The sequence below is a fragment of the Arthrobacter rhamnosi genome (assembly GCF_054510855.1).
Genome location: NZ_JBTNDT010000003.1, coordinates 148,362 through 175,361, shown reverse-complemented (window position 1 = coordinate 175,361; position 27,000 = coordinate 148,362). Strand labels below are relative to the sequence as shown.

Annotated in this window: 26 protein-coding genes; 14 read left to right on the top strand and 12 right to left on the bottom strand. The window is 68.9% G+C overall.

Going from position 1 to position 27,000, the window contains the following annotated elements:
* Positions 1-42: 42 nt before the first annotated feature.
* The 8 genes from rapZ (at position 43) to secG (ending at position 7,510) form a co-directional block, all read left to right on the top strand.
* Positions 43-942 (top strand): RNase adapter RapZ, encoded by a 900-nt coding sequence (gene rapZ, locus ACX80I_RS07505; RefSeq protein WP_459344496.1) that lies wholly within the window; start codon positions 43-45, stop codon positions 940-942.
* Positions 942-1,964, top strand: coding sequence for a gluconeogenesis factor YvcK family protein (locus ACX80I_RS07500; protein ID WP_459344495.1), 1,023 nt, complete (start codon positions 942-944; stop codon positions 1,962-1,964). Before rapZ ends, ACX80I_RS07500 begins: the two co-directional genes overlap by 1 nt.
* A gap of 10 nt (positions 1,965-1,974) precedes the next feature.
* The gene (whiA, locus tag ACX80I_RS07495; protein WP_459310582.1) at positions 1,975-2,955 is read left to right on the top strand and encodes a DNA-binding protein WhiA; all 981 of its coding nucleotides are present in this window, start codon (positions 1,975-1,977) and stop codon (positions 2,953-2,955) included.
* A gap of 118 nt (positions 2,956-3,073) precedes the next feature.
* Positions 3,074-3,703, top strand: a complete 630-nt coding sequence (locus ACX80I_RS07490) for a superoxide dismutase (RefSeq protein ID WP_087073821.1) — start codon at positions 3,074-3,076, stop codon at positions 3,701-3,703.
* A 280-nt stretch (positions 3,704-3,983) separates the two neighbouring features.
* Positions 3,984-4,994, top strand: a complete 1,011-nt coding sequence (gene gap, locus ACX80I_RS07485; protein ID WP_459344494.1) for a type I glyceraldehyde-3-phosphate dehydrogenase — start codon at positions 3,984-3,986, stop codon at positions 4,992-4,994.
* A gap of 12 nt (positions 4,995-5,006) precedes the next feature.
* Positions 5,007-6,257: a phosphoglycerate kinase gene (locus tag ACX80I_RS07480; protein WP_459344493.1), complete on the top strand. Its 1,251-nt coding sequence runs from the start codon at positions 5,007-5,009 to the stop codon at positions 6,255-6,257.
* A gap of 133 nt (positions 6,258-6,390) precedes the next feature.
* On the top strand, positions 6,391-7,206 hold the full coding sequence (gene tpiA, locus ACX80I_RS07475) for a triose-phosphate isomerase (protein WP_459344492.1): 816 nt from the start codon (positions 6,391-6,393) through the stop codon (positions 7,204-7,206).
* Between the two features lie 52 nt (positions 7,207-7,258).
* Positions 7,259-7,510 (top strand): preprotein translocase subunit SecG, encoded by a 252-nt coding sequence (gene secG / locus ACX80I_RS07470; RefSeq protein ID WP_459344491.1) that lies wholly within the window; start codon positions 7,259-7,261, stop codon positions 7,508-7,510.
* Positions 7,511-7,581: 71 nt separating this feature from the next.
* Here the strand turns inward: secG and pgl are convergent, their stop codons facing one another.
* Genes pgl through tkt form a run of 6 tightly spaced genes read right to left on the bottom strand, consistent with a single transcriptional unit; the run spans position 7,582 to position 15,882 of the window.
* Complete coding sequence (gene pgl / locus ACX80I_RS07465; RefSeq protein ID WP_459344490.1) at positions 7,582-8,394, bottom strand: 6-phosphogluconolactonase; 813 nt, start codon at positions 8,392-8,394, stop codon at positions 7,582-7,584.
* Positions 8,384-9,328: a glucose-6-phosphate dehydrogenase assembly protein OpcA gene (locus tag ACX80I_RS07460; protein ID WP_459344489.1), complete on the bottom strand. Its 945-nt coding sequence runs from the start codon at positions 9,326-9,328 to the stop codon at positions 8,384-8,386. Before ACX80I_RS07460 ends, pgl begins: the two co-directional genes overlap by 11 nt.
* A complete protein-coding gene (gene zwf, locus ACX80I_RS07455) occupies positions 9,325-10,869 on the bottom strand; it encodes a glucose-6-phosphate dehydrogenase (RefSeq protein ID WP_459344488.1) in 1,545 nt (514 codons plus the stop codon). Before zwf ends, ACX80I_RS07460 begins: the two co-directional genes overlap by 4 nt.
* Before the next feature lie 2 nt (positions 10,870-10,871).
* Positions 10,872-12,521: a phosphoglucose isomerase-related protein gene (locus tag ACX80I_RS07450; RefSeq protein ID WP_459344487.1), complete on the bottom strand. Its 1,650-nt coding sequence runs from the start codon at positions 12,519-12,521 to the stop codon at positions 10,872-10,874.
* Positions 12,522-12,526: 5 nt separating this feature from the next.
* Entirely contained in the window at positions 12,527-13,636 is a 1,110-nt protein-coding gene (gene tal / locus ACX80I_RS07445; RefSeq protein ID WP_459344486.1) for a transaldolase, read from the bottom strand.
* 59 nt (positions 13,637-13,695) lie between these two features.
* Positions 13,696-15,882: a transketolase gene (gene tkt / locus ACX80I_RS07440; RefSeq protein ID WP_459344485.1), complete on the bottom strand. Its 2,187-nt coding sequence runs from the start codon at positions 15,880-15,882 to the stop codon at positions 13,696-13,698.
* Positions 15,883-16,319: 437 nt separating this feature from the next.
* Here tkt and ACX80I_RS07435 point away from each other — a divergent pair, with 437 nt between their 5' ends.
* Positions 16,320-17,264: a heme o synthase gene (locus tag ACX80I_RS07435; RefSeq protein WP_459344484.1), complete on the top strand. Its 945-nt coding sequence runs from the start codon at positions 16,320-16,322 to the stop codon at positions 17,262-17,264.
* 66 nt (positions 17,265-17,330) lie between these two features.
* Positions 17,331-18,233 (top strand): dihydrodipicolinate synthase family protein, encoded by a 903-nt coding sequence (locus ACX80I_RS07430; RefSeq protein WP_459344483.1) that lies wholly within the window; start codon positions 17,331-17,333, stop codon positions 18,231-18,233.
* A gap of 51 nt (positions 18,234-18,284) precedes the next feature.
* Here ACX80I_RS07430 and ACX80I_RS07425 read toward each other — a convergent pair whose 3' ends face one another.
* Together ACX80I_RS07425 and ACX80I_RS07420 are read right to left on the bottom strand one after the other, a co-directional pair.
* Positions 18,285-18,971, bottom strand: a complete 687-nt coding sequence (locus ACX80I_RS07425; protein ID WP_459344482.1) for an LmeA family phospholipid-binding protein — start codon at positions 18,969-18,971, stop codon at positions 18,285-18,287.
* A gap of 113 nt (positions 18,972-19,084) precedes the next feature.
* Positions 19,085-20,149, bottom strand: a complete 1,065-nt coding sequence (locus ACX80I_RS07420) for a hypothetical protein (protein ID WP_459344481.1) — start codon at positions 20,147-20,149, stop codon at positions 19,085-19,087.
* 97 nt (positions 20,150-20,246) lie between these two features.
* Between ACX80I_RS07420 and ACX80I_RS07415 the strand changes: the two genes are divergently transcribed.
* Positions 20,247-20,423: a hypothetical protein gene (locus ACX80I_RS07415; protein WP_459344480.1), complete on the top strand. Its 177-nt coding sequence runs from the start codon at positions 20,247-20,249 to the stop codon at positions 20,421-20,423.
* A gap of 814 nt (positions 20,424-21,237) precedes the next feature.
* Complete coding sequence (locus ACX80I_RS07410; protein ID WP_459344479.1) at positions 21,238-22,083, top strand: metallophosphoesterase family protein; 846 nt, start codon at positions 21,238-21,240, stop codon at positions 22,081-22,083.
* Positions 22,084-22,120: 37 nt separating this feature from the next.
* Here ACX80I_RS07410 and ACX80I_RS07405 read toward each other — a convergent pair whose 3' ends face one another.
* The gene (locus ACX80I_RS07405; RefSeq protein WP_459344478.1) at positions 22,121-22,561 is read right to left on the bottom strand and encodes a VOC family protein; all 441 of its coding nucleotides are present in this window, start codon (positions 22,559-22,561) and stop codon (positions 22,121-22,123) included.
* 84 nt (positions 22,562-22,645) lie between these two features.
* Between ACX80I_RS07405 and ACX80I_RS07400 the strand changes: the two genes are divergently transcribed.
* On the top strand, positions 22,646-23,083 hold the full coding sequence (locus ACX80I_RS07400; protein ID WP_459344477.1) for a VOC family protein: 438 nt from the start codon (positions 22,646-22,648) through the stop codon (positions 23,081-23,083).
* 109 nt (positions 23,084-23,192) lie between these two features.
* Positions 23,193-24,212, top strand: coding sequence for a DUF808 domain-containing protein (locus tag ACX80I_RS07395; protein WP_459344476.1), 1,020 nt, complete (start codon positions 23,193-23,195; stop codon positions 24,210-24,212).
* Between the two features lie 36 nt (positions 24,213-24,248).
* Here ACX80I_RS07395 and ACX80I_RS07390 read toward each other — a convergent pair whose 3' ends face one another.
* Genes ACX80I_RS07390 through ACX80I_RS07380 form a run of 3 tightly spaced genes read right to left on the bottom strand, consistent with a single transcriptional unit; the run spans position 24,249 to position 26,969 of the window.
* The gene (locus ACX80I_RS07390; RefSeq protein WP_459344475.1) at positions 24,249-25,220 is read right to left on the bottom strand and encodes a COX15/CtaA family protein; all 972 of its coding nucleotides are present in this window, start codon (positions 25,218-25,220) and stop codon (positions 24,249-24,251) included.
* 4 nt (positions 25,221-25,224) lie between these two features.
* On the bottom strand, positions 25,225-26,022 hold the full coding sequence (locus ACX80I_RS07385; protein ID WP_459344474.1) for an ABC transporter permease: 798 nt from the start codon (positions 26,020-26,022) through the stop codon (positions 25,225-25,227).
* Positions 26,019-26,969: an ABC transporter ATP-binding protein gene (locus tag ACX80I_RS07380; RefSeq protein WP_459344473.1), complete on the bottom strand. Its 951-nt coding sequence runs from the start codon at positions 26,967-26,969 to the stop codon at positions 26,019-26,021. Before ACX80I_RS07380 ends, ACX80I_RS07385 begins: the two co-directional genes overlap by 4 nt.
* Between the last annotated feature and the right edge of the window lie 31 nt (positions 26,970-27,000).

The following is a 27,000-nucleotide window of genomic DNA, read 5'->3' as shown; positions in this document are numbered from 1 at the left end:
GAAACCGGGTGCCCCGTCGAGCCGGAACGGACGCACCACGATATGACTGAGGCCACGAGCCTGACTCCGGTCAAACCCACCGAGTCCGAGCTGCTGGTGGTGACCGGCATGTCGGGCGCCGGGCGCAGTACGGCCGCGAACGCGCTGGAGGACCACGGCTGGTACGTGGTGGAGAACCTCCCGCCGCAGATGCTTACGACGCTGACCGAACTCGTTGCGCGGACGCCGCAGTCCATCCCGAAGCTCGCCGTCGTCATCGACGTGCGCGGCAAGGAACTCTTTCTCGACATCAAGGCGGCCCTCGACGGCCTGCGGTCGGCAGGGGTCAACTACCGGGTGCTCTTCCTCGACGCGGACGACGCCGTGCTGGTGCGGCGCTTCGAACAGGGCCGCCGCCCGCACCCGTTGCAGGGCGACGGCCGCATCCTGGACGGCATCGCCGCGGAACGCGACGTGCTGAAGGACATCCGGTACTCCTCGGACATCGTGATCGACACGAGCGAGCTGAACGTGCACGCCCTCGCCACGAGCGTCACGGAGCTGTTCTCGGAATCCGGCCCCATCGTCCTGCGGCTGAACGTGATGAGCTTCGGTTTCAAGTACGGCCTGCCGGTGGATGCCAACTACGTAGCGGATGTCCGCTTCATCCCCAATCCCCACTGGGTGCCCGTCCTGCGCCCCCAGACCGGACTGGACGAGCCGGTCCGCGACTACGTCCTCGGCGCGCAGGGCGCGGGCGACTTCATCGACCGGTACGTGCATGCACTCGTCCCCGTGCTGGACGGCTACCGCCGGGAGAACAAGCACTACGCGACCATCGCCGTCGGGTGCACCGGCGGGAAGCACCGGTCGGTCGCCGTGACGGAGGAGATCGCCCAGCGACTGGCCCAGCTGCCGGGCGTGCAGGTCACCGCACACCACCGCGACCTCGGGCGTGAGTAGTGGCGCTGTTCTCGGGCCCCCTTCCCCTCGTCCCGCCGGCGGCGCGCAGGAAGGGTGAGGGCGGCGCAGGCCCGACCGTCGTCGCCCTCGGCGGCGGACACGGACTGTCCGCGTCGCTGTCCGCCCTGCGGCTCCTGACGCAGGAGCTGACCGCCGTGGTGACGGTGGCCGACGACGGCGGGTCGTCCGGGAAGCTCCGGAGGGAACTCGGGGTGCTGCCCCCGGGGGATCTCCGCATGGCACTGTCCGCCCTGTGCGACGACACCGACTGGGGCCGTACCTGGCGGGACGTCATGCAGCACCGCTTCGCATCGCGGGACGGGGTCGAGGGGTCGCTCGACGGTCACGCCATGGGCAACCTCCTCATCGTCACGCTCTGGGAACTGCTGGGAGACCCGGTGGCGGGCCTGCAGTGGGCCGGCGCACTCCTCGGGGCGCGCGGCAGGGTCCTCCCGATGGCGAGCGTGCCGCTCACGATCGAGGGCGACGTGCTCAGCGAGGTGCACGGCTCCCTCCGCGTCCGCACGGTCAGCGGACAGGCGCAGCTCGCGGTCGCCGCGGAGTCGGGGAACGTGAGCAACGTCCGGCTCCTCCCGCCGGAGGCTCCTGCCTGCAATGACGCGCTGGAGGCGATCGAACTGGCCGACTGGGTGATCCTCGGGCCCGGTTCCTGGTACACCTCGGTGCTGCCCCACCTGCTGCTCCCCGAGCTCCGCAGCGCGCTGTGCCGCACCTCCGCGCGGCGGTGCCTCACGATGAACCTGAGCAACGACACCAAGGAGACGCAGGGCATGAGCGCCATCGACCACCTGAACGTGATCCGCCGGTATGCCCCGGATTTCACGGTGGACGTGGTACTCGCCGATCCCGCGGTGATAGGGGACCGGTCCGCATTCGAGCGGGCCGTGGCAGGGATGGGAGGACGCGCCGTCTTCGGTACAGTGGGGGTCTCGACCGGTAAGCCCGTGCACGACCCGCTGAGGCTGGCGACGTCCTACAACGACATGTTTGGGGAGAACTAGGAGTGTATCTGTGGCCCTGACCGCCGACGTCAAAGAGGAACTGTCCCACCTCGACGTCAAGAAGTCCTCGGTCCGCAAGGCCGAAGTGTCCGCGCTGCTGAGATTCGCGGGGGGCCTCCATATCATCTCCGGCAGGATCGTCATCGAGGCCGAAGTGGACCTCGCCTCGACCGCGCGCCGACTCCGTGCCGCCATCGCCGAGGTCTACGGACACACCAGCGAGATCATCGTCGTCACGGGTGGAGCCCTGAAGCGGGGGAACCGCTACGTGGTCCGGGTGGTGCGCGACGGCGAGTCCCTCGCCCGCCAGACCGGGCTGCTGGACAGCCGCGGCCGTCCGGTGCGCGGGCTGCCGTCCGCCGTCGTCAACGGCTCGACGGCGGACGCCGAGGCCGTCTGGCGCGGGGCGTTCCTCGCGCACGGCTCCCTGACCGAGCCTGGGCGCTCATCGTCGCTCGAGGTGACCTGTCCGGGTCCCGAGTCGGCACTCGCCCTCGTCGGTGCGGCCCGGCGGCTGGACATCGCCGCCAAGGCGCGGGAGGTGCGCGGCGTGGACCGCGTCGTCATCCGCGACGGTGACACGATCGCCGCCCTCCTGACGCGCATGGGCGCCCACGACGCGCTGATGGTGTGGGAGGAGCGCCGGATGCGCAAGGAGGTCCGCGCCACCGCGAACCGTCTCGCCAACTTCGACGACGCCAATCTGCGCCGCTCCGCGCAGGCTGCCGTCGCCGCCGGCGCCCGCGTGGAGCGTGCCCTCGAGATCCTCGGCGAGACCGTGCCGGAGCACCTGCGCTACGCGGGGGAGCTGAGGGTGGCCCACAAGCAGGCGAGCCTCGACGAACTCGGCCGCCTCGCCGACCCGCCGATGACCAAGGACGCCATCGCCGGCCGCATCCGGCGCCTCCTGGCGATGGCGGACAAGCGGGCCTCCGACATCGGGATCCCGGGGACCGACGCGAATGTGACCCCTGACATGCTCGACGAGTGAATGAGTGCATAGGATGGAACGACAAGCCCGCTTCTGATCAAGCGGACCGCGTGCCGTCCGGATGCCCGGCGGCGCTGCGGACCGCGCGGGCGCCCCGGAACACTACATGGAGGACTACGTGAGCGCATACGTACTGCCGGATCTCGACTACGACTACGCGGCCCTCGAGCCGCACATCTCGGGCCGGATCATGGAGCTGCACCACTCCAAGCACCAGGCCACCTACGTCAAGGGCGCCAACGACGCCCTCGCGCAGCTCGCCGAGGCCCGCGAGAAGGGCGAGTTCGGCACCATCCCGAAGCTCTCCAAGGACCTCGCGTTCCACGTCGGCGGTGTCATCAACCACAGCATCTTCTGGAAGAACATGTCCCCCGAGGGCGGCGACAAGCCCGTAGGTGAACTCGCAGCGGCCCTCGATGACGCCTTCGGGTCCTTCGACGCGTTCCGCGCCCACTTCAGCGCCGCGGCGACGTCCCTGCAGGGCTCGGGCTGGGCCGTGCTGGCCTACGAGCCGCTGGGCAAGAACATCGTGATCGAGCAGCTCTACGACCAGCAGGGCAACGTGCCGGTGGGCACCGTCCCCCTGCTGATGCTGGACATGTGGGAGCACGCGTTCTACCTGGACTACGTCAACGTCAAGCCCGACTACGTCAAGGCCTGGTGGAACCTTGTGAACTGGGCCGACGTCCAGACCCGCTTCGAGGCGGCCCGGATCGGCGCGTCCGTCCTCATCACCCCCGGCCTCTAGGCGGGGAGCCCCAGGGCGGCTCCGGACGGGCTCGCCATGCCCGCCCGTCCGGGGCCCTCTGCGCGTCATCAGTGCGCGCGCAGCGCCGCGCTGAGTAAGGTGGGAGCCGTGCAGGGACATCTCCCGCACGGCTCCGGGGGCGCCACCCATGCTCCGCAGGGAGCCAGCAGGACCCGATTCACTTCGGCACGAAGGTGTGCCCGGTACCAGATTTATTCGTCGCCGGCGTCGCCCCAGAAGGCCCGTCCGGCGGCACCACCTATGAAGGAGATGGAAACCAGTGACTACTCGTGTTGGAATCAATGGCTTCGGCCGCATCGGCCGCAACTACTTCCGCGCGGCCCTCGAGCAGGGCGCAGACCTCGAGATCGTTGCCGTCAACGACCTGACGAGCCCCGAGGCCCTCGCACACCTGCTGAAGTACGACTCCGTCACAGGACGCCTGAAGGCCTCCGTGGAGGTCGACGGCGGTGACCTCGTGGTCGGTGGCAAGCGCGTCAAGGTGCTCGCCGAGCGCGACCCCGCGAACCTTCCCTGGGCAGACCTCGGCGTCGACATCGTCATCGAGTCCACCGGCTTCTTCACCAAGGCAGCCGACGCACAGAAGCACATCGACGCCGGTGCCAAGAAGGTCCTGATCTCTGCTCCCGCCTCCGACGAGGACATCACCGTGGTGCTCGGCGTCAACGACGGCGAGTACGACCCCGAGAACCACCACATCATCTCGAACGCGTCCTGCACCACGAACTGCCTGGGCCCCCTGGCCAAGGTGCTGAACGACTCGTTCGGCATCGAGCGCGGGCTCATGACGACGATCCACGCCTACACCGCCGACCAGAACCTGCAGGACGGCCCCCACAAGGACCTCCGCCGCGCACGCGCAGCAGCGATCAACATGGTCCCCACCTCCACCGGTGCGGCCAAGGCGATCGGCCTCGTCCTCCCGGAGCTCAAGGGCAAGCTCGACGGCTACGCCATCCGCGTCCCCGTTCCCACGGGCTCCGCCACCGACCTCACCGTCACCCTGGGCCGCGAGGTCACGGTCGAGGAGGTCAACGCCGCGTACAAGGCTGCCGCTGCCGACGGTCCCCTCAAGGGCTACCTCTCCTACACCGAGGACCCGATCGTGTCCTCCGACATCGTCACGGACCCGCACTCGTCGATCTTCGACTCGGGCCTGACCAAGGTCATCGGCAACCAGGTCAAGGTCGTCTCCTGGTACGACAACGAGTGGGGCTACTCGAACCGCCTGGTCGACCTGACCGAAATCGTCGCTGCCAAGCTCTCCTAGGCGGTCCCGTCCGTGGCTTACGCATCACTCGACGATCTCCTCGCTGAAGGAGTCCGGGGACGTCGCGTCCTCGTGCGCTCCGATCTCAATGTGCCCCTCGAGGGCGAGGTGCCTTCGCTGAAGGTCACCGACGACGGCCGCGTCCGCGCGTCCCTGCCCGTTCTGCGCAAGCTGAGCGAGGCAGGGGCCGCCGTCATCGTCCTGGCGCACCTCGGGCGTCCCAAGGGCGCCCCGGAGGAGAAGTACTCGCTTCGGCCGGCCGTCGACGCCCTTCGGGAGCTCGCGGATTTCCCGGTCACCCTTGCTCCGGACACCACGGGGGAGGGCGCCCGCAGCGCCGCCGCCGCCCTGCCCGACGGCGAGGTGCTCGTGCTCGAGAACGTGCGTTTCGACGCACGGGAGACGAGCAAGGACGATGCGGAGCGCTCCGCGTTCGCCCGCGAACTCGCGGACCTGGTCGGCCCTGACGGCGCCTATGTCGACGACGCCTTCGGGGCGGTCCACCGCAGGCACGCGAGCGTGTACGACATCGCTGCGCTGCTGCCCGCCTACCAGGGTGACCTGGTCCGGACGGAGCTCGTCGTGCTCGAGAGGCTGACAAAGGATCCGCAGCGGCCCTTCATCGTCGTCCTCGGCGGTTCGAAGGTGTCCGACAAGCTCGCCGTGATCGAGAACCTGATCGGGACGGCGGATCGCATCCTCGTGGGTGGCGGCATGGTGTTCACCTTCCTCGCCGCCCAGGGCTTCAGCGTGGGCGCCAGCCTGCTGGAGAAGGACCAGATCGAGACCGTCCGCGGCTACCTCGAGCGGGGGGCGCGCGACGGCACGCAGTTCGTCCTGCCGACGGACATCGTGGTGGCGGAGAAGTTCTCGGCGGACGCGGGCTCGAGCGTGGTCGCGGCCGACGCGATCGAGGCGGGCACGTACGGAGCCTCCGGGATCGGCCTCGACATCGGCCCCGTCACGGGCCGGGACTTCGCCGCGAACATCGCGGAGGCAAAGACCGTCTTCTGGAACGGGCCCATGGGGGTCTTCGAGTTCGAAGCCTTCGCCGGCGGTACGCGGGCGGTCGCGCAGGCCCTCGTGGATGCGCAGGAGAACGGCGCCCTCACGGTGGTCGGCGGCGGTGACTCCGCCGCTGCTGTCCGTGGCCTCGGCTTCGCCGACGACCAGTTCGGGCACATCTCCACCGGTGGTGGAGCGAGCCTCGAATACCTCGAGGGCAAGGAACTGCCCGGCCTGACCGCACTCGCCCGCGACTAGCGGGACGACGGCCACCAGGCAGGCGCAGGACCGGCACGATCAGCCGCCCGACGACCGGGCGCACAGGAATGGCGGGATCCGCAGGGCGCATGCCCTGCGGATCCCGCCGTCAACGAACAGGGAGAGTACGACGATGACCACCTCGACCAACGGCGCCTTCGACCGCCGGCCGCTCATCGCGGGCAACTGGAAGATGAACCTGGACCACATGCAGGGCATCACCTTCCTGCAGAAGCTGGCCTGGACCCTCGATGACGCGGGCCATGACTTCTCGCGCGTCGAGGTGTCCGTCTTCCCGCCCTTCACCGATCTCCGCGGCGTCCAGACCCTCGTGAAGGGCGACAACCTCGAGGTCGTCTTCGGCGGGCAGGACCTCTCGCCGGAGGACTCCGGTGCCTACACCGGCGACATCTCCGGGCAGTTCCTCGGCAAGCTCGACTGCACCTACGTCCTCGTGGGCCACTCGGAGCGCCGCACGCTCCACTCCGAGTCGGACGAACTGCTCAACCGCAAGGTGCACGCGGCCTACCGCCACGGTCTGGTCCCCGTCCTCTGCGTCGGCGAGGGCCTCGAGATCCGCCAGGCCGGGACCCACGTCCCGCACACGCTCGACCAGCTCCGCCAGGGCGTCGCGGGGCTCACGCCCGAGCAGGCCTCATCGCTGGTGGTCGCGTACGAGCCCGTCTGGGCCATCGGTACGGGCGAGGTCGCGGGACCGGAGGACGCACAGGAGATGTGCGCTGCCATCCGCGCCGAGCTGGGGTCCCTCTTCGACGCGGAGACGGCCTCGAAGACCCGACTGCTGTACGGCGGCTCGGTGAAGGCGGCCAACGCCGCGAGCATCCTCAAGGAGCGCGACGTCGACGGCGTGCTCGTCGGCGGTGCGAGCCTCGACGTAGCCGAGTTTGCTAGTATTGTCAGGTTCGAACAGCATCTGGTGACAGACTAGTTCCGTGCGCCGGCCGCTCCGCAGAGCGGCTACCGAGCCTTGAAAGGGCCCCGTGGAAATCCTTCGTATCATCCTGCTTGTCCTGCTCGGGATCACCAGCCTCCTGCTGACCCTGCTGATCCTGCTCCACAAGGGACGTGGCGGCGGTATGTCGGACATGTTCGGTGGCGGCATGACCTCGAGCATGGGATCCTCCGGCGTGGCCGAACGGAACCTGAACCGCTTCACCGTGACCCTCGGGCTCGCCTGGGGTGTCGTCATCGTAGCCCTGGGCCTCATCCAGCGCTTCGCCGGTGACTTATAGGGCGCACCCTTCCGATGCACGGAAAAGCCCCCGCTTCCGGATGGAAGCGGGGGCTTTTTTCGCGGTCCGGGTCAGCCGGTCTCCTCGTCGTCATGATCGATCAGACGGCCGGGCAGTTTCTGCGCGGCGTCCTGGTCGATCAGCCACAGGGTCTTCCGCACCCCACGGGCACCGGCGGCCGGGACCTGCACGTGACCCGCTCCGGCGAGGGCGAGCCCCACGGCGCCCGCCTTGTCACTGCCACTGACCGACAGCCAGACCTCCTGCGCGGTGTTGATGGCCTCGAGGGTCAGGGAGACGCGCTGCGGGGGAGGTTTCGGTGCGTCGGCGACCCCTACGGTCGTCTCGCCCTTCGTGCGGATTCCTGCCAGCTCCGGGAAGAGCGAGGCGATGTGCGCGTCCGGCCCGACGCCGAGCAGGAGGACGTCGAAGCGCGGCAGGCGCGGATCCAGCTGTCCCACACCGTCCGCATCGGCTTCGGCCCGTGCAGCGTCCGCCAGTTGCCGGGCGTAGTCCGCGGCGGCCGCATCCTCGTCGGGGAACTCGTCCTTCGAGCCGAACTCGTGGATCTTCACCGGGTCGACGGCGATGCGGTCGAGGAGCGCGGACCGCGCCTGGACGGCGTTGCGGTCCGGGTCCTCGGCACGCAGGAAGCGTTCGTCACCCCACCAGAAATGCACGTTCGCCCAGTCGACAGCCGTGTGCGCCGGTGATTCCACCACGGCCTGCAGGGCCGCCGTGCCGATCGAACCGCCCGTGAGGACGACGGTCGCCGTGCCACGGTCGCTCTGCACATCGACCAGGCGGGTGATCAATCGTGCCGCAACGGCCGCCGCGAGGGAGGTCGGGGAGGGATGGATGCTGACTTTCGGTTCAGCGCTCACTCGTTCGCACACTCCTCAGGTTGGTTCGGGCAAGCCCCTCGGTGATGACTTCTCCGAAGACCTCGTCCGGGTCCAGCCGCCTCAGCTCTTCCGCAAGGCAGTCCCGCAGGCTCCTGCGGGGGAGGGAGATGCGCTGGACCGGCTGGTGTGGTTGGTGGAGTTCCGCGACGTCGTGGCCCGGACGGTGCAGCTCCACATCGCCGCCGCTCCTGGCCAGGCGCACGCGCTTGAGGCCCGTACCGGCAGGTCCGGACACGATGGTGACGGGGGCATCCAGCGCCTTGGCCAGCCAGGCGGCGAGCAACACGGTGCTGGGGGAGTCGGAGGCACCCTCGACGGTGACCGCCGTGACGGGCTCGTCGCCCTCCAGCTGGTCCATCACGGCCGCGAGCTGGATGCGCCAGTTGGTCAGGCGCGTCCAGGCGAGGTCCGTGTCACCGGCGGCGTAGGTGGTGCTGATGTTGAACAGCGCGTCCGTCGGGTCCGCCTCGTTCGCTGAATCGGTGATCCGGCGGTGGGCGATGCTGCCGATCGACGTCCGGCATGCTGCCTCCGGCACCCCGTGCGGCCACCAGGCCACGATCGGCGCGTCCGGCAGCAGGAGCGCGGACACGAGGGACTCGTTCTCCTGGGCGAGCTCGCCGTACCCCCGGAGGACGACCACCTCCGATGCTCCGGCGTCGCCGCCGACACGGATCTGGCCGTCGAGCCGGGTGGGCTCGTCCGGCGATTCCTCGGCGAGGACGATGATGCGGCACGGGTGTTCGCGGCTCGCCTCGTTCGCCGCGTCGATCGCCTGCTCCTCGTAGCCGGACTTCGTGATGACCACGAGGGTCAGCACGCGGCCGAGCGCGACGACGCCGCCGCGTTCGCGCATCGCCATCAGTTCCTTCGACACCTTCGAGGTGGTGGTGTCGGGCAGGTCTACGATCATGGCCTTCTCCAGGTACGTCCGTCGGCTGCCAGCAGCTCGTCGGCGGACGCCGGACCCCAGCTGCCGGGTACATAGGGCTCGGGCTGGCCGTCGAGGGACGCCCAGTACTGCTCGAACGGGTCGAGGATCTTCCAGGACAGCTCCACTTCCTCCTGGCGGGGGAAGAGCGGGGGTTCGCCGAGCAGGACGTCGAGGATGAGGCGCTCGTAGGCTTCGGGACTGGACTCCGTGAAGGAATGGCCGTAGCCGAAGTCCATGGTCACGTCGCGAACCTCGGTCTGCGTTCCGGGTACCTTCGAGCCGAACCGGATCGTCACGCCCTCGTCGGGCTGTACCCGGATGACGACGGCGTTCTGTCCGAAGTCCTCCTCGTTGTGGTCGCGGAACAGGAGGTTGGGAGCCCGCTTGAAAACGACGGCGATCTCCGTGACCCTGCGCCCGAGGCGCTTGCCCGCGCGCAGGTAGAACGGCACCCCGGCCCAGCGGCGCGTGTTGATGTCGAGCCGCAGCGCGGCGAAGCTCTCCGTCGTGGAGTGTGCGGGGATGCCCTCCTCCTCGAGGAAGCCGTTCACGCGTTCCCCGCCCTGCCACCCGGCCTCGTACTGGCCGCGCGCGGACCGTCCGGACAGGTCCTTCGGCAGTGCGACGGCCGCGAGGACCTTCTCCTTCTCCGCGCGGAGGTGATCCGCGTCGAACGAGATCGGTTCCTCCATCGCCGTCAGGGCGAGCAGCTGGAGCAGGTGGTTCTGGATGACGTCGCGGGCCGCACCCACGCCGTCGTAATAGCCTGCCCTGCTGCCGATCCCGATGTCCTCGGCCATGGTGATCTGCACGTGGTCGACGTAGTTCGCGTTCCAGAGCGGCTCGAAGAGCTGGTTCGCGAAACGCAGCGCGAGGATGTTCTGGACGGTCTCCTTACCCAGGTAGTGGTCGATGCGGAACACCGCATCCGGAGGGAAGACCTCCTCGACGATGCTGTTCAGTTCGCGGGCGGACTCGAGGTCGTGCCCGAAGGGCTTCTCGATGACCACGCGGCGCCACTGGCCCTCGTCCGGGCGTGCAAGACCATGCTCGGAGAGCTTCTGGCACACCGCTTCGAACGCGTTCGGCGGGATCGAGAGGTAGAACGCGTGGTTGCCCCGGGTTCCCCTGCTCTGGTCCAGCTCGTCGATGCACTCCTTGAGGTTCTTGAACGCCTCGTCGTCGTCGAACTCGCCCCGGACGAAGCGAATGCCCGCGGAGAGCTGCTCCCACACCGTCTCCTTGAAGGGCGTCCGCGCGTACTGGGTCACGGACTCCTTGACCTTCTCCACGAACTCCTCGTTGCTCCAGTCACGGCGGCCGAAGCCGACGAGGCCGAAGCTCGGGGGCAGGAGCCCCCGGTTCGCGAGATCGTAGATGGCCGGCATGAGCTTCTTCCGGGCGAGGTCGCCCGTCACGCCAAACAGGACGAGCGAGGAGGGCCCGGCGATCCGGCTCAGCCGCCTGTCGCGCGAATCCCGCAGGGGATTGGCGGCTTTCGCCGCCGTGCTGAAAGGCATGCTCACCCGTTCCCGTGGGGTCCCCGGCCGGACACGGCAAGGGAGGAGATGACGTTGCGCAGCTGCTCGACACCCGCTGCGCGGTCCGTGAGGTGCAGGCGGAGGACAGGGCGTCCATGGTCGGCCAGGACCTGGGCGTCCCCTGCAGCCTGCGCGGAGATGAGCTCCCCGAAGGTGAAGGGCCGGTCCGGGATGGCCAGGTCGGCGCTGGTCGCCCCGGTCAGCTGCAGGTACGAGCCTATGGGCGAGCCGCCCTTGTGGTACTGGCCGGTGGAGTGGAGGAAGCGCGGACCCCAGCCGAACGTGACCGGACGGCCCGTCGCAGCGGCCAGCGGCGAACGGATCTCCTCAAGGGCCGCCTGACGGTGGCGGTCGAGGTAGGCCTGCACAGAGAGGTAGCCGTTCGCGGGCAGGGTGGCGAGGAGGGCTTCGAGGGCCTCGGCAACCGTGCTCGAGGAACCGAGGAGCTGCGCGTCTCCGCGCACCTCCACGGCACCGTCGACGAAGGCGGCGGGAACCGGCTCCGGCTGCGCGTCCAGCAGGCCGCGGGCCGCCTTCTTGGCGGCCTCGACGTCGGGCTGGTCGAACGGGTTGATGCCGAGCAGGCGTCCCGCGACGGCGACCGCGTATTCCCAGACGAACAGCTGGCTGCCCAGGCTTCCGCTGACCGTCACGCGCGTGCCCTCGGTCAGCTCGTCGCTCGGCGCCTCGTCGAACGGGGCGAGGAGCACGGGCAGGACGTCGTCGGCCACGTCGGCGAGCTCGGGAGCGCCCGTCGAGGCGACGACCGGCAGCAGGCCGGTACCGAGCTTGCCCGTGGACTCCGCGATGAGCTGTTCCGCCCAGTCGGCGAAGCCGGGGAGGCCGGAACCGGCGTCGGCGAAGACGATCTTGTCGCGGAGCGGGGTGGTCCCGCCGAGGACGGCGCCGAGCTGGAGGCCGACGTTGCCGGAGTCGTCGTCGCCGAGGAATTCGGCGCTGTCCTCGGCATCATCGAGGAGCGTCCCGATGTCCGCACCGGCGAGGCCCGATGGGACGAGCCCGAACGCCGTCAGCGCCGAGTACCGGCCACCGACCTCGGGGTTGGCGTTGAAGACCTTGCGGTACCCGGCCTTCCTCGATGCCTCGTCAAGCGGGGAGCCCGGATCGGTCACGATGATGATGCGCGAAGCGGCATCGATGCCGGCGTCCGTGAACGCCTGCTCGAACAGGCGGCGCTGCGAGTCCGTCTCCACGGTGGAGCCGGACTTCGACGACACGACGATGGCCGTGCGCTGCAGGTCCTCCTCGAGGGCCGCGCGCACCTGGTCGGGATCGGTGGCATCCAGGACGACGAGCGGCACGCCCGCTTCCTTCGTGATCACTTCCGGCGCGAGCGACGAACCGCCCATGCCGCAGAGCACGATCCGGTCGACGCCTTCCGCGTGGAGGTCCGCCCGGAGCCCGGCGATCTCCGGCAGGAGGGCGCGCGAGCCTTCGAACAGGTCGATCCAGCCGAGGCGGATCGAGGCCTCCGCCTCGGCGTCGGCGCCCCACAGCGTGGCGTCCTTCGCCAGCAGGCGGGAGGCGAAGCGGTCCTTCACGAGTGCGGGAACCGCCGACTCGACGGCGGCAAGGGCCGCGCCGGATGCGGTGAGAGCGAATGCGCCCATGGGTGTCAGCCCTTCGCTGCGTCGAGTGCGGTCTGGACGGTCTCGAGCAGTTCGGACCAGCTGGTGACGAACTTGTCGAGGCCCTCGGTCTCGAGCTTCTCGACGACCTCGTCGTAGGAGACGCCGATCGCGTCGAGCCTGTTGAGGATCTCGTTGGACTCGTCGTAGGTGCCCGTCACGGTGTCACCCTCGATGACGCCGTGGTCGGCCGTGGCCTCGAGGGTCTTCTCGGGCATGGTGTTCACGACGTTCGGCGCGACGAGGCCGGTGACGTACAGGGTGTCGGGCAGGTTCGGGTCCTTGACACCGGTCGACGCCCACAGGGGGCGCTGCTTGTTCGCGCCCGCGGCCTCGAGGACCTGCCAGCGCTCCGTGGAGAACTGCTCCTCGAAGATCTGGTAGGCGAGCCGGGCGTTGGCCAGGCCGGCCTTGCCCTTGAGCGCCGTGGCCTCGTCCGTTCCGATGGTGTCCAGTCGTGCGTCGATCTCGGCGTCGACGCGGGAGACGAAGAACGAGGCGACCGAGGTGATCTTGGACAGGTCGTGGCCCTTCTCCCTGGCCTGCTCGAGGCCCGTGAGGTAGGCATTAATGACGGCACGGTAGCGCTCGAGCGAGAAGATCAGCGTGACGTTGACGCTGATGCCCTCGGCCAGTGTCGAGGAGATGGCCTCCAGGCCTTCGACGGTCGCCGGGATCTTGATCAGGACGTTGGTGCGCTGGACCTTCGCGTGCAGGCGCTTGGCCTCGGCGACCGTGCCCTGCGTGTCGCGGGACAGGCGCGGGTCGACCTCGATGGAGACGCGGCCGTCGGCACCGTTGGTGCGCTTGGCCTCCTCGGCGAAGATGTCGCAGGCCTGCGCGACGTCGTGGGTGGTGATGTCGAAGACGGCCTGGTCGACGTCGGCGCCGGCTTCTGCCAGTGCGCCGACCTGCGAGGCGTAGGACTCGCCCTTCTTCAGCGCCGCGGCGAAGATGCTGGGGTTGGTCGTGACGCCCACGACGTTGAGGTCCTCGATGAGGTGCTTGAAGGCACCGGAGTTGATGCGCTCCCTCGAGAGGTCGTCGAGCCAGATCGATACGCCGGCGGCCGAGAGGTCAGCTGTGGGTGTTGACATGATGTACTCCTTGTCCGCTTCCGCGGAATGTGTGCTGGATTCTGACGGAGGGTACGGAACTACTGGTGGTCGCCGGTCTCGGTGGCGCGGTGACCGGAGGGCATCGCCGCTGTGCCGTTGGACGCCAGGGGATCGGACGCGACGGCCTGGAGGGAGTCCTTCGCAGCGGCGACTACGGCATCGGTCGTGATGCCGAATTCGCGGTAGAGGGTCTTGTAGTCGGCGGACGCACCGAAGTGCTCCAGGGACACGCTGCGGCCGGCGTCGCCGACGATCCCGTGCCAGCTCTGCGATACGCCTGCCTCGACCGACACGCGGGCGCGGACGGTGCGCGGCAGGACGCTGTCGCGGTAGGACGCGTCCTGGGCGTTGAACCACTCCAGGCACGGCATCGACACGACGCGCGCCGCGATGCCCTCGGCCTCGAGGGCCTCGCGGGCTTCCACCGCGAGCTGGACCTCGGACCCGGTGCCGATCAGGATGACGTCGGGCGTGCCGTTCTTCGCCTCGGCGAGGACGTAGCCGCCCTTCGCGACGCCCTCGACCGAACCGAAGGTGTCGCCCTCGGCCGCACCCTCGCCCCGCTCGTACGTCGGGATGTTCTGGCGCGTCAGCACGATGCCGGCGGGGTTCTCGGTGTTCTCGAGGATCGTGCGCCAGGCGACGGCGACCTCGTTCGCGTCGCCCGGGCGGACGACGTCGAGTCCGGGGATGGCCCGCAGCGAGGAGAGCTGCTCGACCGGCTGGTGCGTGGGACCGTCCTCGCCGAGGCCGATCGAGTCGTGCGTCCAGACGTAGATCGCGGGAACGCCCATGAGGGCGCCGAGGCGCACGGCCGGGCGCTGGTAGTCGCTGAAGATCAGGAACGTGCCCGAGAACGCGCGGGTGCTGCTGTGCATCACGATGCCGTTGACGATGGCCGCGGCAGCGTGCTCGCGGATACCGAAGTGCAGGACGCGCCCGTACTCGTTGCCCGACCACGCCTTGGTCTGGCGGCTCGGCGGGATGAACGACGGCGATCCCTCGATGGTCGTGTTGTTCGACTCCGCGAGGTCGGCGCTGCCGCCCCACAGTTCGGGGAGCACGGGGCCGATGGCCGTGAGGACCTTGCCGGACGCGGCGCGTGTGGACATGTCCTTGCCCGCCTCGAACACCGGCAGGGCCGATTCCCAGCCCTCGGGCAGCGTGCGCGCCTGGATGCGCTCCAGCAGGGCGGCCTCCTCGGCGTGTCCGGCCTTCCAGGCGTCGAAGCCCTCCTGCCAGGTGCTGTGGGCTTCTGCGCCGCGCTGCACGATGCCGCGTGCGTGCTCCAGGACCTCCGGGTCGACCTCGAAGTGCTTCTCCGGGTCGAAGCCCAGGGCTTCCTTCAGGCCGGCGACCTCGTCCTTGCCCAGGGCCGAGCCGTGGATCTTGCCGGTGTTCTGCTTGTTCGGCGCCGGGTAGCCGATGATCGTGCGCAGCGAGACGATCGAGGGCTTCGAGGTCTCGTTCTTCGCGGCGACGAGGGCCGAGTAGAGCTCCTCGACGTCCTCGACGTACTCGCCGGTCTTGGTCCAGTCCACGCGCTGGGTGTGCCAGCCGTAGGCCTCGTAGCGCTTGAGGACGTCCTCCGTGAAGGAGATGTCCGTGTCGTCCTCGATGGAGATGTGGTTCTCGTCGTAGATCACCACGAGGTTGCCGAGCTCCTGGTGTCCGGCCAGGGACGAGGCCTCGGCCGTCACGCCTTCCTGGAGGTCACCGTCGGAGGCGATGACCCAGATGGTGTGGTCGAAGGGGCTGGTCCCGGCGGGAGCGTCGGCGTCGAACATGCCGCGCTGGCGGCGCTGGCCGTACGCGAAGCCGACCGACGACGCCAGGCCCTGGCCCAGCGGGCCCGTGGTGATCTCGACGCCCTTGGTGTGCCGGTACTCGGGGTGGCCCGGGGTGAGCGAACCCCAGGTGCGCAGCGCCTGCAGGTCATCGAGCTCCAGGCCATAGCCGGCCAGGTAGAGCTGGATGTAGAGGGTGAGCGAGGTGTGCCCGGGGGAGAGGACGAAACGGTCCCGGCCCGTCCACTCCGGATCCGACGGATCGTGCCGCATCAGCTTCTGGAACAGCAGGTACGCCGCCGGCGCCAGACTCATCGCCGTTCCAGGGTGGCCGTTGCCCACCTTCTCCACCGCGTCCGCGGCCAGGATGCGGACCGTGTCGACCGCCTTCTGGTCGAGTTCGGTCCAGGTCAATTCCTGCTGTTGCGTCTGTGGCACGTTTCCGGGCCCCTCTCTGTGCGGAACGGCGGCTGACGGGTGCGTGCGTCGAGGCATGCGGTCAGGCCGGCCGTTCACCATTGAATCCTGCAAAGTTCGGCGCCGAGCGAGACAGCAATCAGCCCGGACACTTCGTTCCGGGCATGCTTCCGCAGCGGGCTTTCAAAGCCACACTATCCCTTCCGGCTTCTGTTCGGCCGTGGGAGTCGAAGAATGTCGTAACTCACATTTCCGTGTTGCGCGCGGCCGATCAGGACCGGCCCGTGGCGTACGCCGACGGGCCCCCGGCCCCGGCGGCTCCGCCGGGCGCCGCCGTCGTGCCGGGGAGGAACGGCGGAGCGGGGATCCTGCAGCAGATTCCTCTCCGATTTCTACACGGTGTAAAAGGGTATGATGGGCATTGTCTTTTCCTCCGGAAGAATCGAAAGTGTTGCCTTGTGAAGACCCAGCAGGTTCCTGCTCCGGCACGTTCCCCGCAGGCCCGTCAGGGCGTCGGCCGCAAAGCGAAGGCCTACCTCGCTCTGACGAAGCCTCGCGTGATCGAACTTCTCCTGGTGACCACCCTTCCCACGATGATCTTCGCGCAGGGCGGGTTCCCGCCCCTCGGGCTGATCCTGGCGACCATGGTCGGGGGAGCACTGGCCGCCGGTAGCGCGGGTGCCTTCAACTGCTACATAGACCGCGACATCGACAAGCTGATGCACCGGACGGAGAACCGTCCACTCGTCACGGGTGAGGTGACTCCGCGGGAGGCCCTCGTCTTCTCCTGGATCCTCGGCATCGTCGCCATCGCCGTCCTGTGGTTCGGGGCGAATCCGTTGACGGGGATGCTCGGCGTCGCGGCGATCTTCCTCTACGTCGTGGTCTACACCCTCGTGCTGAAGCGCCGTACGTCGCAGAACATCGTGTGGGGAGGCGCCGCGGGCTGCATGCCCGTCCTCATCGCCTGGGCCGCTGTCACGAACTCGGTCGAGTGGCCCGCCGTCGTCCTGTTCCTGATCATCTTCCTGTGGACGCCCCCGCACTACTGGCCGCTGTCCATGAAGTACAGCGACGACTACAACGCCGCCAGCGTTCCCATGCTCGGCGCGATCGCCGGCGCCCGCGTGGTGTCCATCCAGGTCGTCCTCTACGCCTGGGCGATGGTGGCCTGCTCCCTCCTGCTGGTCCCGGCCGGTGCGGGTTGGGTGTACACGGTGGCAGCGCTCCTCGGCGGCGCCTGGTTCCTCCGCGAGTCGCATCGGCTGTACTCGCTGGCCCAGCAGGGCGAGCTGAACAACAGGGCCGCGATGAAGGTCTTCCACGGCTCCATCAGCTACCTGACCGTGCTCTTCCTCGCCCTCGCGATCGATCCTTTCGTGGGATCGGCCATCCTGCCCTGATCGCGTTCTGACCGCACCCTGGTCCTCGGCCACGGGTCGCGTCCGGGAACGCCTAGGCTGGCTGTCATGGATTTCACCGGTCTCATCGCCTATCCCGTCACACCGTTCGACGCCGAGGGCAGGGTCAGCCACGAGGACCTGCGGGGATTCGTCGCCACTCTTGCGTCCTCGGGCGTGGATGCGATCACCGTGCTGGGCTCATCGGGCAGCTTCGCGTACCTCGACCGGGCGGAGCGCTCCAGCGTCGCGCGGACCGCCATCGAGGCGGTGGACGGGCGGCTCCCGGTCGCCGTGGGCATCAGCTCGGTGGGTACGCGCGAAGTGCTCGACGCCGCGGTGGACGCACAGGCGGCCGGCGCGGCCGGGCTCGTCCTCTCTCCGGTGTCCTACGTTCCCCTTACCGATGACGAGGTCCTGGCCCAGGTCCGGGCGGTGTGCGCGGCCACGGATCTCCCCGTCTGCCTCTACAACAACCCGGGCACCACGCAGTTCGACTACTCGCTGCGGGTCGTCGCCGAACTGTCCGCGCTGCCGGAGGTGGTGGCGTTCAAGGACACGGCCCCCGATGCCGCCACCTTCAATGCGCGCCATGCCGAACTGGCGGCCCTCGTTGCGGGGAGTGCCTTCAGCCACGGGGTGAGCGGGGACGTCCTGATGATGTCGGGGGAGATCGCGGCGGATGCGTGGCACAGCGGCCCCGCGGCACTGCTGCCAGCCTATTACGGCCGGCTGAGGGCCGCCGTGGTGGCCGGCGACCGGGCCGAGATCGACCGCGTCCGGCACGTCCTCGCCCCCCTCGTGGATCACGTCGCAGGGCTCCGGAAGATCAGCGGGCTGCATCTGCTGGCCCGCGCCTGCGGCATCGCGGCCGGGGATCCGCGCCCGCCGCTGTTGCCGAGTCCCGGGTCCGAACTGCGCGAACTGGGACGGCTGCTCGACGTCCTCGAGGCGGAGTTCGGCGACCGCTGACGGTCCGCCGGGCCGGCCCTGGCCGGGCTCGGGCGGACAGGTCCGGGAGCGCTACGGGACGAGCGTGACGTCCTCACCGAGGAGCGTGGCACGGAACCCGTCGCTCTGGACGGTGACGTCCTGGAGCACGAGCCCCTCGGGCAGGCCCTCGACGTCGTGCGCGATGGTCACGACCCTGTGCACGGCCGCAGCGGCGGCATCCGAGAGGAAGTCCGGTCCGCCGACATCGATCGACCGGGGCTCGACCACGATCCTGCCGGCCCGGACCTCGACCGTGCCGGTGGCGACCACGCGCAGTTCGCGACCCAGGGCCTCCACGGTGCGGACCACCGTGGCCTGGCCATTGTCGGCGGCACGGACCACGGTACCCTCACCGAGATCGTCGGCAACGACCGCGAACGGCACGGTCGCGTCCACAGCCAGCCGTGCAGCAACCAGTCCGTCAGGCCCAGTGACCACGTCCTGCCCGACGGCCCGGACGTCCCGGAGCGTCGAGTCTCCGGTGACCACCGTCCCGGCATCCAGTGCAAGGTCGGTGAGCCACACCTCGTCCTCGCGCAGGTCGGTGGGAGGTCCGCTGCCCGGCGGGGGGTCCGTCGTCGGCGACGCCTCGGGCGCTGCCTGGCCTTCGCCGACGGGGTCGCTCGCCTCCCACCAGAGGATTCCGAGCGCGGTCACCAGGACGAGGACCATCCCGAGAGCACCTATCAGCCAGTCCTTCGCGCGCGTCCACTCCATGAGGACAGTCTGACGGCTCGCCGCTCATGACGCGGAACGCGAGCCCGTCACGCTCGACGGACCGGTACCGCTCGAGCCTCTGGCCTCCGACAGACCTGGTACGCCACCCGGCGTCACCGCCACGCCGGTTGCGCCGGCGCGGGCGCCGTCGGATCCGTCGTGTCGCCACCGCTGCTCGGGTCGAAGTAATTCCAGTACCGGCTGGTGGCGTTCACATCGGCGAGCATCAGCAGACCACTTCCGGCAGTGCCCTGCGCCGCGCTGTTGAGGTTCTGCTTCGTCGACGTGACGTTGTGGACGTACTGGTCGGCGTCGATGATGCGAGGCACTCTCGTGGCGGTGCTGAAATCGATATCGTCCAGCGGTGTGGATTTCTCGTAGATCGCACCCCCCGTGGTGGAGCAGACGCCGGCGTTCGCCGTGCCGCTGGGCTTCGGGTAGGTCGCGAAGGTCCGCAGCATCTGGGTGCTCTCGTCGATCATGACGACCATCCGGTTCGGGCACTCCGCCACGGTCGCGATCGTGTGCGCGGACCAGGTGGTACCGTTCAGTGCCAGCAGCTGGATCTGCGGCTGGGACCCGGACGTGTACGACGTCTTGATGGCGGCGAAGACCCTGCCGCCCGAGGAGCCCAGCCGCTTCAGGTTGATGTGGTCATCACCGCTGTTCTGCCCCAGCACCGCCGCCACGGGATCGGTCCAGTCGGTGTCCGGCGCACCATCGACGTGGTAGCTCCAGTACCTGCCGTCGGTGGCATCGCCGACCTGCCGGCTCCACATCACACCCATCTTGTCCCCGTCGAAGGCGATCACGGCCGACGTGTCGTCCACGGACACCTTGCTCAAGGACGCGGGGAGCGCGAACGGCGTCCCCCAATACCTGCCATCCGTGCCGGTGACGTTCAGGTAGATCCGGCTGCCCTGCTGCCACGTGGCCCACACCCGACCGGTGGAGTCCTTGTCGATGGTCAGCGCCTCGACGCGCTCGTTGTTGATCCGGGTGGAACTGAGCAGCGTGTACGTCTTCGTGCTCCAGTTGTAGCTGTAGCGGCGCATCGTCGTCGGGAAGCCCGGTTCGGCTGGCAGGCCGTCGTTGACGAACCGGTAGCTGGCCACGTTCAGCGTGGTCCCGTCCCACAGGACGTCATGGTGTGTGCTGGCCCGCGGGTCAGTCGCCACACCGGTATCGACCCATGAGCTCGTCGCGGTGTCGAACCGGAAGATATGAAAATCGGAATTGGCGGTGTCCCACAGGTTCCCCCACCAGGACCCGTCGTTGAACCACAACGCACTCGTGGCCCGTTTTGTACCGATCGGTGACGGCGTCCCGGCATGCGACGCGCTCTCGACTCCGGCATCGCCCGGCTCCGGCGCGCTCGTCGCCCGTGGCGAGGCCGAGCCGGCCGATGGAGTCGAGGGTCGGGTGCTGATGTCGGTGATGCCGTCGGTGTGATCCGGGTGTCGAAGCCGGTGCTGGCGTTGTCCAGGGTCGAACAACCCGTGAGGAGCAAGACAGCGACCGCCACAGACACCAGGCGTCTGCGGCGGTCGCTGAATGAGCTGATCATGAGGTCTTCTCGTGGTCCGATCAGTATGTGCTGTCAGGTTCTCCCAGAACGAGGCCGCTCCGAGAGCGAGGATGCCGGTGGTGGAGCGGTGTCATCGGGTGCCATCATCGGTTCTGCTCCTGGCCTGAGCGAACGAATCATCGTCGATCCCCTTCCCGGCCAGACACTACGGGCCAACCGACACCACCAGCATGAGTGACACCTACCCGACTTCACTGTGATGCTACGCGGTCCACTACCTAGTCCGCCTGGTTGAACACTTACTGGTGGTATCCGCGCTGGAAGGGGAAGCGACGTCCTGACACCGGTATCCGGTACCTGCGACAACCACCCGTTCGTTCCTCCTCTGCTACTCGAACCGCCCAGAATCGCTCCCATGGTGTTGCCGCATCCTGGTCAGCGACCCTACGGTTGAGGATCATCGCAGCGGATGCACGGAGCACCGGGGGACCTGCTTCACCGATCCTTCGGCCGTGGCCCATCAGCGCAACCGCCGCTGAGCCGGTTCCGCACCACCAGAGGTCACCGCCCCTTCACAGCGAGAGGTGACCCTGTCTCCAGGGGGTATGGATGCAGCCAGCACGTCCTCGTCCCGGATCCTTCCGGACAGCGGCCGCAACCGTCGCGGCGCTCCTGGCGATCTCCGTCAGCGGTTGCGTCCTCCCTCCGGGCGATGTTCGGATTGCTGCTGTCGGTGACATGAATGGCGCCAGGACCGATGATCCTGACAGCCCGTCGGGCCGCAACGGTGCGGCGATCACCCGGCTCGTGGAGAACGACGAGATCGACGCATTCCTGGGGCTCGGGGACTTCCAGTACGACACGGCGTACTGCGCCGACTACGTGGACTACTGGAAGCGGCTGTGGGGCGGCACGATGCCCAAGTTGTACTGGGTGTCCGCCCCCAACCACGACTGGCAGCCCGGCCGCAACGAGGACCTCGACAACTTCATGAACGGCCAATGCCCGGGGTCCACGGCGAAGGCCGCCATCAACGAGCAGCGTGGGTTCATCGGCAACGGGAAACCGTACTCGAAGGACTTCGGGAACTGGCACTTCGCGTTCCTGTCGTCCGCGCACTGGGAGTACGATCCTTCGAAAGCCCGGGAGTCGACCGAGTGGCTGGACAACGACCTCGCTGCTGCTCGGGCGGCGGGAAAGCACCTGGCAGTCGTCTACCACGAACCGTACTTCACCTCGAACACCGACCAGCACGAGCGGGCCGCTGACCACAAGCCGTGGATCGACGTGATGTGGAAGCACAGGGTCCGCCTGACCCTGTCAGGGTCGCAGCACAACTACGAACGCTCATGTCCGGTGGACAATGCCGACCGGTGCGTCAGTGACGGGATGACAGCCTTCCAGGTCTCCACGGGAGGTATCGGCCTCCGCTCCTTCACCAGCCGTCCGTCGTACATCGAGGAACGGTTCAGCGACACCCACGGGTACCTTCGACTGACGCTTCGGGGCGACGGGTCCTTCGACTGGGAGTTCGTCCCGACATCGGGGTCGAGCACGGACTCAGGGACGCGCTCGGCCCCGTGACGGAAGCCAGGACCGGCATTCCGGGGCAGGTGGCTGGTCAGGCCGCCGCCCGGCGGCTGTCGGAGGGCTCATGATCCGGCTGGTCCGGCTCGTATCCGATGAGCCAGTGCAGGCCGTGGCGATCGATCACCTGGCCATCGGATGCACCCCACGGCTTCGGGGCCAGAGGGTCGACCACGGTTCCCTGGGCGGCCAGCCTGTCGAACCACTGGTGCAGCACCGACGGTTCGGCAGTACCGAGCAGTGAGAGCATCAGTCCCTCACACCGGACCGTCTCCTCTCCCGGTGGTGCGTCTGCTCCGGCGAGGGCGACGGCGCCGTCGAGCACGCCATGGGCCACCGCCCCCGGGGGTCCGTCCGTCCTGGCGAAGTCCTGGTAGGTGAACAGGGACACCTCCCCGCCGAAGACTTCCGCGTAGAACTCCAGCGCTTCACGCGCTGTCCCTGGGAAGCTGATGTAGATCTGTGGTGACGCCATCCTGCACCGCTCCTCCTGCCACGTGGTGGCCTCGCCCCGACCCTGCGATCGCCTGCTGTGCCGCTCCTTGGTAGCGTGTGCCGCATGCCCATCACACTCGAGAATATAGGCATCGCCGTCCGCGACCTCGAAGCGGCGATCGCCTTCTTCACCGACCTCGGGCTCACCGTCCTCGGTCGCGACACCGTCAGCGGAGAATGGGCGGACACCGCCGTCGGCCTCGATGGCAACCATGCCCGCATAGCCCTGCTCCAGACACCGGACGGCAAGGGTCGACTCGAGCTCTTCGAGTACCTCCACCCCGCAGCGATCGAGACGGAACCCACCCGGCCCAACGAGATCGGCATGCACCGCGTCGCCTTCTCCGTCGATGATATCGACGAGGCCCTCGTGATCGCGGCGAGACACGGCTGTCACCCGCTGCGCGGCGTGGCGACCTACGGGGACGTCTACAAGCTCACCTATGTCCGCGGTCCGAGCGGCATCATCGTCATGCTCGCCGAGGAGCTGACCAGGACCTGACCGCACCGTGGACGGGCTCCCTGCCCCCGTATAATCCGAACATGCCGATCATGCTCCCTCACCGCGGTCCCCGTCCCCAGCAGTGCGCCCTCGGGCAGGGGTGCGGACTGTGAGCGGCGGTCTCGTCGCCCTGCTCGACGACGTCGCGGCCCTGGCCCGCATAGCGGCCGCCTCCATGGACGACGTCGCTGCCGGGGCCGCGAAAGCGGGGACCAAGGCCGCCGGCGTGGTGATCGACGACGCCGCTGTGACACCGCAGTACGTGTCCGGTGCGGACCCGTCCCGCGAACTGCCGATGATCAAGCGCATCTTCTGGGGATCGCTCCGGAACAAGCTGATCTTCATCCTGCCGGCGCTGCTGCTCATCAGCGCTTTCATCCCGGGGGTCATCCCGTTCATCCTCATGCTGGGCGGGACGTACCTCTGCTACGAGGGGGCGGAGAAGGTCTGGCACAAGCTCCGCGGTCACTCGGAGGCCGAGAAGGCGCCGGCAGTCGAGCGGGGCCCGGAGGCGGAGGCCAAGGTCACCAAGGGCGCCATCACCACCGACTTCATCCTGTCCTGCGAGATCATGGTCATCTCGATGACCGAGGTTGCCGACGAGTCCCTGTGGGCCCGAGCGCTCATCCTGATCGTCGTGGCGTTCGCGATCACGGTGATCGTCTACGGCGCCGTGGCACTCATCGTCAAGATGGACGACATCGGCCTGCACCTGACCACCAAGGACTCCGCGGGCTCCAAGCGACTCGGCGGGCTGCTCGTGAAGGGGATGCCCGCCGTGCTGACGGTGATCACTCTCGTCGGGACCGTCGCCATGCTGTGGGTCGGTGGTCACATCATGCTGCAGGGGGCCTACGACCTGGGGTGGCACGCGCCCTATGACCTGGTCCATGTCCTGGAGCACCCCTTCGCGGGAATCCCCGTGGCGGGTGGCTTCCTGGCCTGGCTCGTCAACACCCTGTGCTCGGCCGTCCTCGGACTCGCCTGGGGCCTTCTCGTCCTGGCCGTCGTGCACCCGCTGATGACAGCGCTGCCGTTCGGGAAGAAGGGCGGGCATGAGGAGGGCGACCTCCGTGCCGCAGCTGCCGGTCACCATGCATCGGGACGCGAGGACGGCCCCGCCGCCTGACCGGCCCGCCCGCCGGCGGTTACGCAGCGCCGGATCCTAGGAGACGGCCTGCGGCACCCTAGATCCCGTCGTCGTGCCCGGCAGCGGCTTCCGCGTGGTCCCGGTGTAGAGGGCGTGGATCGCGGCAGCCATCAGCAGGGACGCCCCGAGCATGTGCAGCGCCACGAGGGCGACGGGCAGGTGCAGGAAGTGCTGCGTGTACCCGATGGCGCCCTGCGCCAGAACGACGGCGGCGAGGATGACGAGCGCCCGGCGCAGCTTCTCGTGGACCTGCGAACGGTACGCGAGGAGGACGGCGAGAGCCACCGTGGCGACGAGCAGGTACACCGGCAGGGCGTGCAGGCGCGTCACGATGTAGGAATCGAGCCCGTTCCGGGCAGCCCCGTGATCGCCGGCGTGGGGACCGGAACCGGTGACGACGACGCCCAGCACGACGGCGATCGAGGTCAGCACCGTCGCCGTGACGAGCAGCTGGCGCAGGAGGGGCGGTGCTGCCGGATCCCTCCGGCCGCGGTACTGGTCCAAGGTGAGGCGCGCGCGATTGACCAGCACGCTCGCCAGGGCGACGAGGACCATGGACACGAGGAAGTGGAGGCCGACGACCCACGGGTTCAGGCCGGTCCAGACGGTGATGCCGCCGATGACGGCCTGCGCCGGGATGCCGAGGAAGAGCCCGATGGAGAGCCGGAACAGGTCCCTGCGCTCCCGCCGCATCCCGAGCACGGAGACGATCATGGCGACGGCGATGAGAACCAGCACGAAGGTCAGGAGTCTGTTCCCGAACTCGATCACGCCGTGGAGACCCATTTCCGGCGTGGTGACGATCGAGTCCGGCGTGCAGCGCGGCCACTCCGGGCAGCCGAGGCCCGACGCGGTGAGGCGGACCGCGCCTCCGGTCACGACGATGGCGATCTGCGAGACGAGCGAGGCGATCGCCAGGCGCCGTACGAGGGGCGTCGTGGTCCGCGGAAGGGCGTCCGTGAGGCGGGAGATCGAGGGGAGGGTCATGGCGTCAGCTCCATTTGAACCAGCGGATGGCCGCCAGGCTAGCGAGCGCGGCCCAGGCGAGGAGGACGAGGCACGCGACGGGGTCGAGGGTGCCGTCCACCAGGGCGCTGCGCAGTCCGTCGCCGAGGGCGGCGGACGGCAGCACGGAGACGAACGGCTCGGCGGCAACGGGCAGGCTCGTTGCCGGGATGATCACGCCGCCGGCAGCGGCCAGCAGGATCCACACAAGGTTGGTGACGGCCAGGGTGGCTTCCGGACGGAGCGTGCCCGCCACGAGGAGCCCCAGGGCCGTGAAGGCAGCCGAGCCGACCAGCAGGAGGACGGCGGCGGGAAGGATGCCCTCGGCCCTCGGGGACCAGCCCAGGAGCGCGGCGGCACCGCCGATCACGACGAGCTGGACAGCGAGCACGACGGCGACCGCGACCGCCTTGCCGAGGATCAGCCCGGAACGGCCGAGCGGCGTGGTCGAGAGGAAGCGGAGCACCCCGTACCGGCGGTCGAAGCCGGTGGCGATGCCCTGTCCCGTGAAGGCGGTGGACATGGTGCAGAGGGCGAGGACCCCCGGCGCGGCGATGTCGATGCGGCTGGAACCGTAGGCATCGAGCAGCGGAGTGATCACGAGGGCCGTGAGTGCCAGCAGGGGCAGGACGATCGCCAGGACGAGCTGCTCTCCGTTGCGGAGCATCGCCAGGGCCTCGTACCCGCCATGGCGCAGGACGCGGGCCGGCAGGGAGGCGGCTGTGCCCCGGGCCGAGGCGGTGCCCGGCAGGCCCTGCGGCGGAGTTGCTGTGCCCGGTGTCATCGGATGCTCCGTCCGGAGATGTCGAGGAAGACGTCCTCCAGCGAGCGGGGGGCCATCGTGATCGCGGTGGGCATCACGCCGGAGGCGTGCCACCACTCGGCCAGGCGCGCGACGTCGCCCGCCGTCAGCGGCCCGCGGAGGACATAGTGCCCCGGGTCGGGCTCGCGCTGGTGCAGGTGGGGGAGGAGGTCGGACGGAAGCGTCAGGCCCGGAACGGTCTCGAAGTGCAGCTCGCGCATCCCTTCGGCGTCCTTGTCGGCCGTGAGGTCCGCGACGGTGCCTTCGGCGACGGTGCTGCCGCCCTCGATGATGTACACGTAGTCGGCGAGCTTCTGCGCGTCGTCGAGCAGGTGGGTGGTGAGGATGACCGCGAGGCCGTCCGCGCGGAGTTCCCGGATGAGGTCGAACACGATCGAGCGGGATTGCGGGTCCAGGCCCGCGCTCGGCTCGTCGAGGAAGACGACCTCGGGCCGTCCGACCAGCGCGCAGGCCAGCGCCAGGCGCTGCTTCTGGCCTCCCGACAGCCGGCGGATGGAGACGGCACCGAACTCGTCGAGGCCGAGGCGCTCGGCCAGCGCGTCCACGGGCAGGGGAGCACTGTACATGGAGGCGACATGGCGCAGCAGCGCCAGCGGCCGGACCGACGGCGGGAGCCCGCCGTCCTGCAGCATCACGCCGACCCGGGCACGCAGCTGAGGTGTGGCCCGGTAGGGGTCCTGGCCGAGGAGGCGGACCACACCGCCATTGGCGCGCTGCAGCCCCTGGGCGCACTCGAGCGTCGTCGTCTTGCCTGCTCCATTGGCGCCGAGCAGCACGGTCACCGCGCCGTGGGCTGCACTCAGGCTGACGCCGTCGAGCACGCGCACCATCCGGCCGTCGAGGGAGCCGACAGGACCGAAATCCTTGATCAGGCCCTCGATCTCGAGGGCGGGGGAAGTTGTCGGCACCCCAATATTCTACGTCAGGTAGTAGGAGGCC

Bases quoted from the DNA above. Each gene is read 5' to 3' on its own strand.
- rapZ (WP_459344496.1), top strand. From the start codon at position 43: ATGACTGAGGCCACGAGCCTGACTCCGGTCAAACCCACCGAGTCCGAG.
- tal (WP_459344486.1), bottom strand. From the start codon at position 13,636: ATGTCAACACCCACAGCTGACCTCTCGGCCGCCGGCGTATCGATCTGG.
- tpiA (WP_459344492.1), top strand. From the start codon at position 6,391: ATGACCACCTCGACCAACGGCGCCTTCGACCGCCGGCCGCTCATCGCG.
- ACX80I_RS07460 (WP_459344489.1), bottom strand. From the start codon at position 9,328: ATGATCGTAGACCTGCCCGACACCACCACCTCGAAGGTGTCGAAGGAA.
- ACX80I_RS07385 (WP_459344474.1), bottom strand. From the start codon at position 26,022: ATGACACCGGGCACAGCAACTCCGCCGCAGGGCCTGCCGGGCACCGCC.
- zwf (WP_459344488.1), bottom strand. From the start codon at position 10,869: ATGCCTTTCAGCACGGCGGCGAAAGCCGCCAATCCCCTGCGGGATTCG.
- ACX80I_RS07400 (WP_459344477.1), top strand. From the start codon at position 22,646: ATGCCCATCACACTCGAGAATATAGGCATCGCCGTCCGCGACCTCGAA.
- ACX80I_RS07410 (WP_459344479.1), top strand. From the start codon at position 21,238: ATGAATGGCGCCAGGACCGATGATCCTGACAGCCCGTCGGGCCGCAAC.
- ACX80I_RS07425 (WP_459344482.1), bottom strand. From the start codon at position 18,971: ATGGAGTGGACGCGCGCGAAGGACTGGCTGATAGGTGCTCTCGGGATG.
- ACX80I_RS07450 (WP_459344487.1), bottom strand. From the start codon at position 12,521: ATGGGCGCATTCGCTCTCACCGCATCCGGCGCGGCCCTTGCCGCCGTC.
- ACX80I_RS07430 (WP_459344483.1), top strand. From the start codon at position 17,331: ATGGATTTCACCGGTCTCATCGCCTATCCCGTCACACCGTTCGACGCC.
- ACX80I_RS07405 (WP_459344478.1), bottom strand. From the start codon at position 22,561: ATGGCGTCACCACAGATCTACATCAGCTTCCCAGGGACAGCGCGTGAA.
- ACX80I_RS07390 (WP_459344475.1), bottom strand. From the start codon at position 25,220: ATGACCCTCCCCTCGATCTCCCGCCTCACGGACGCCCTTCCGCGGACC.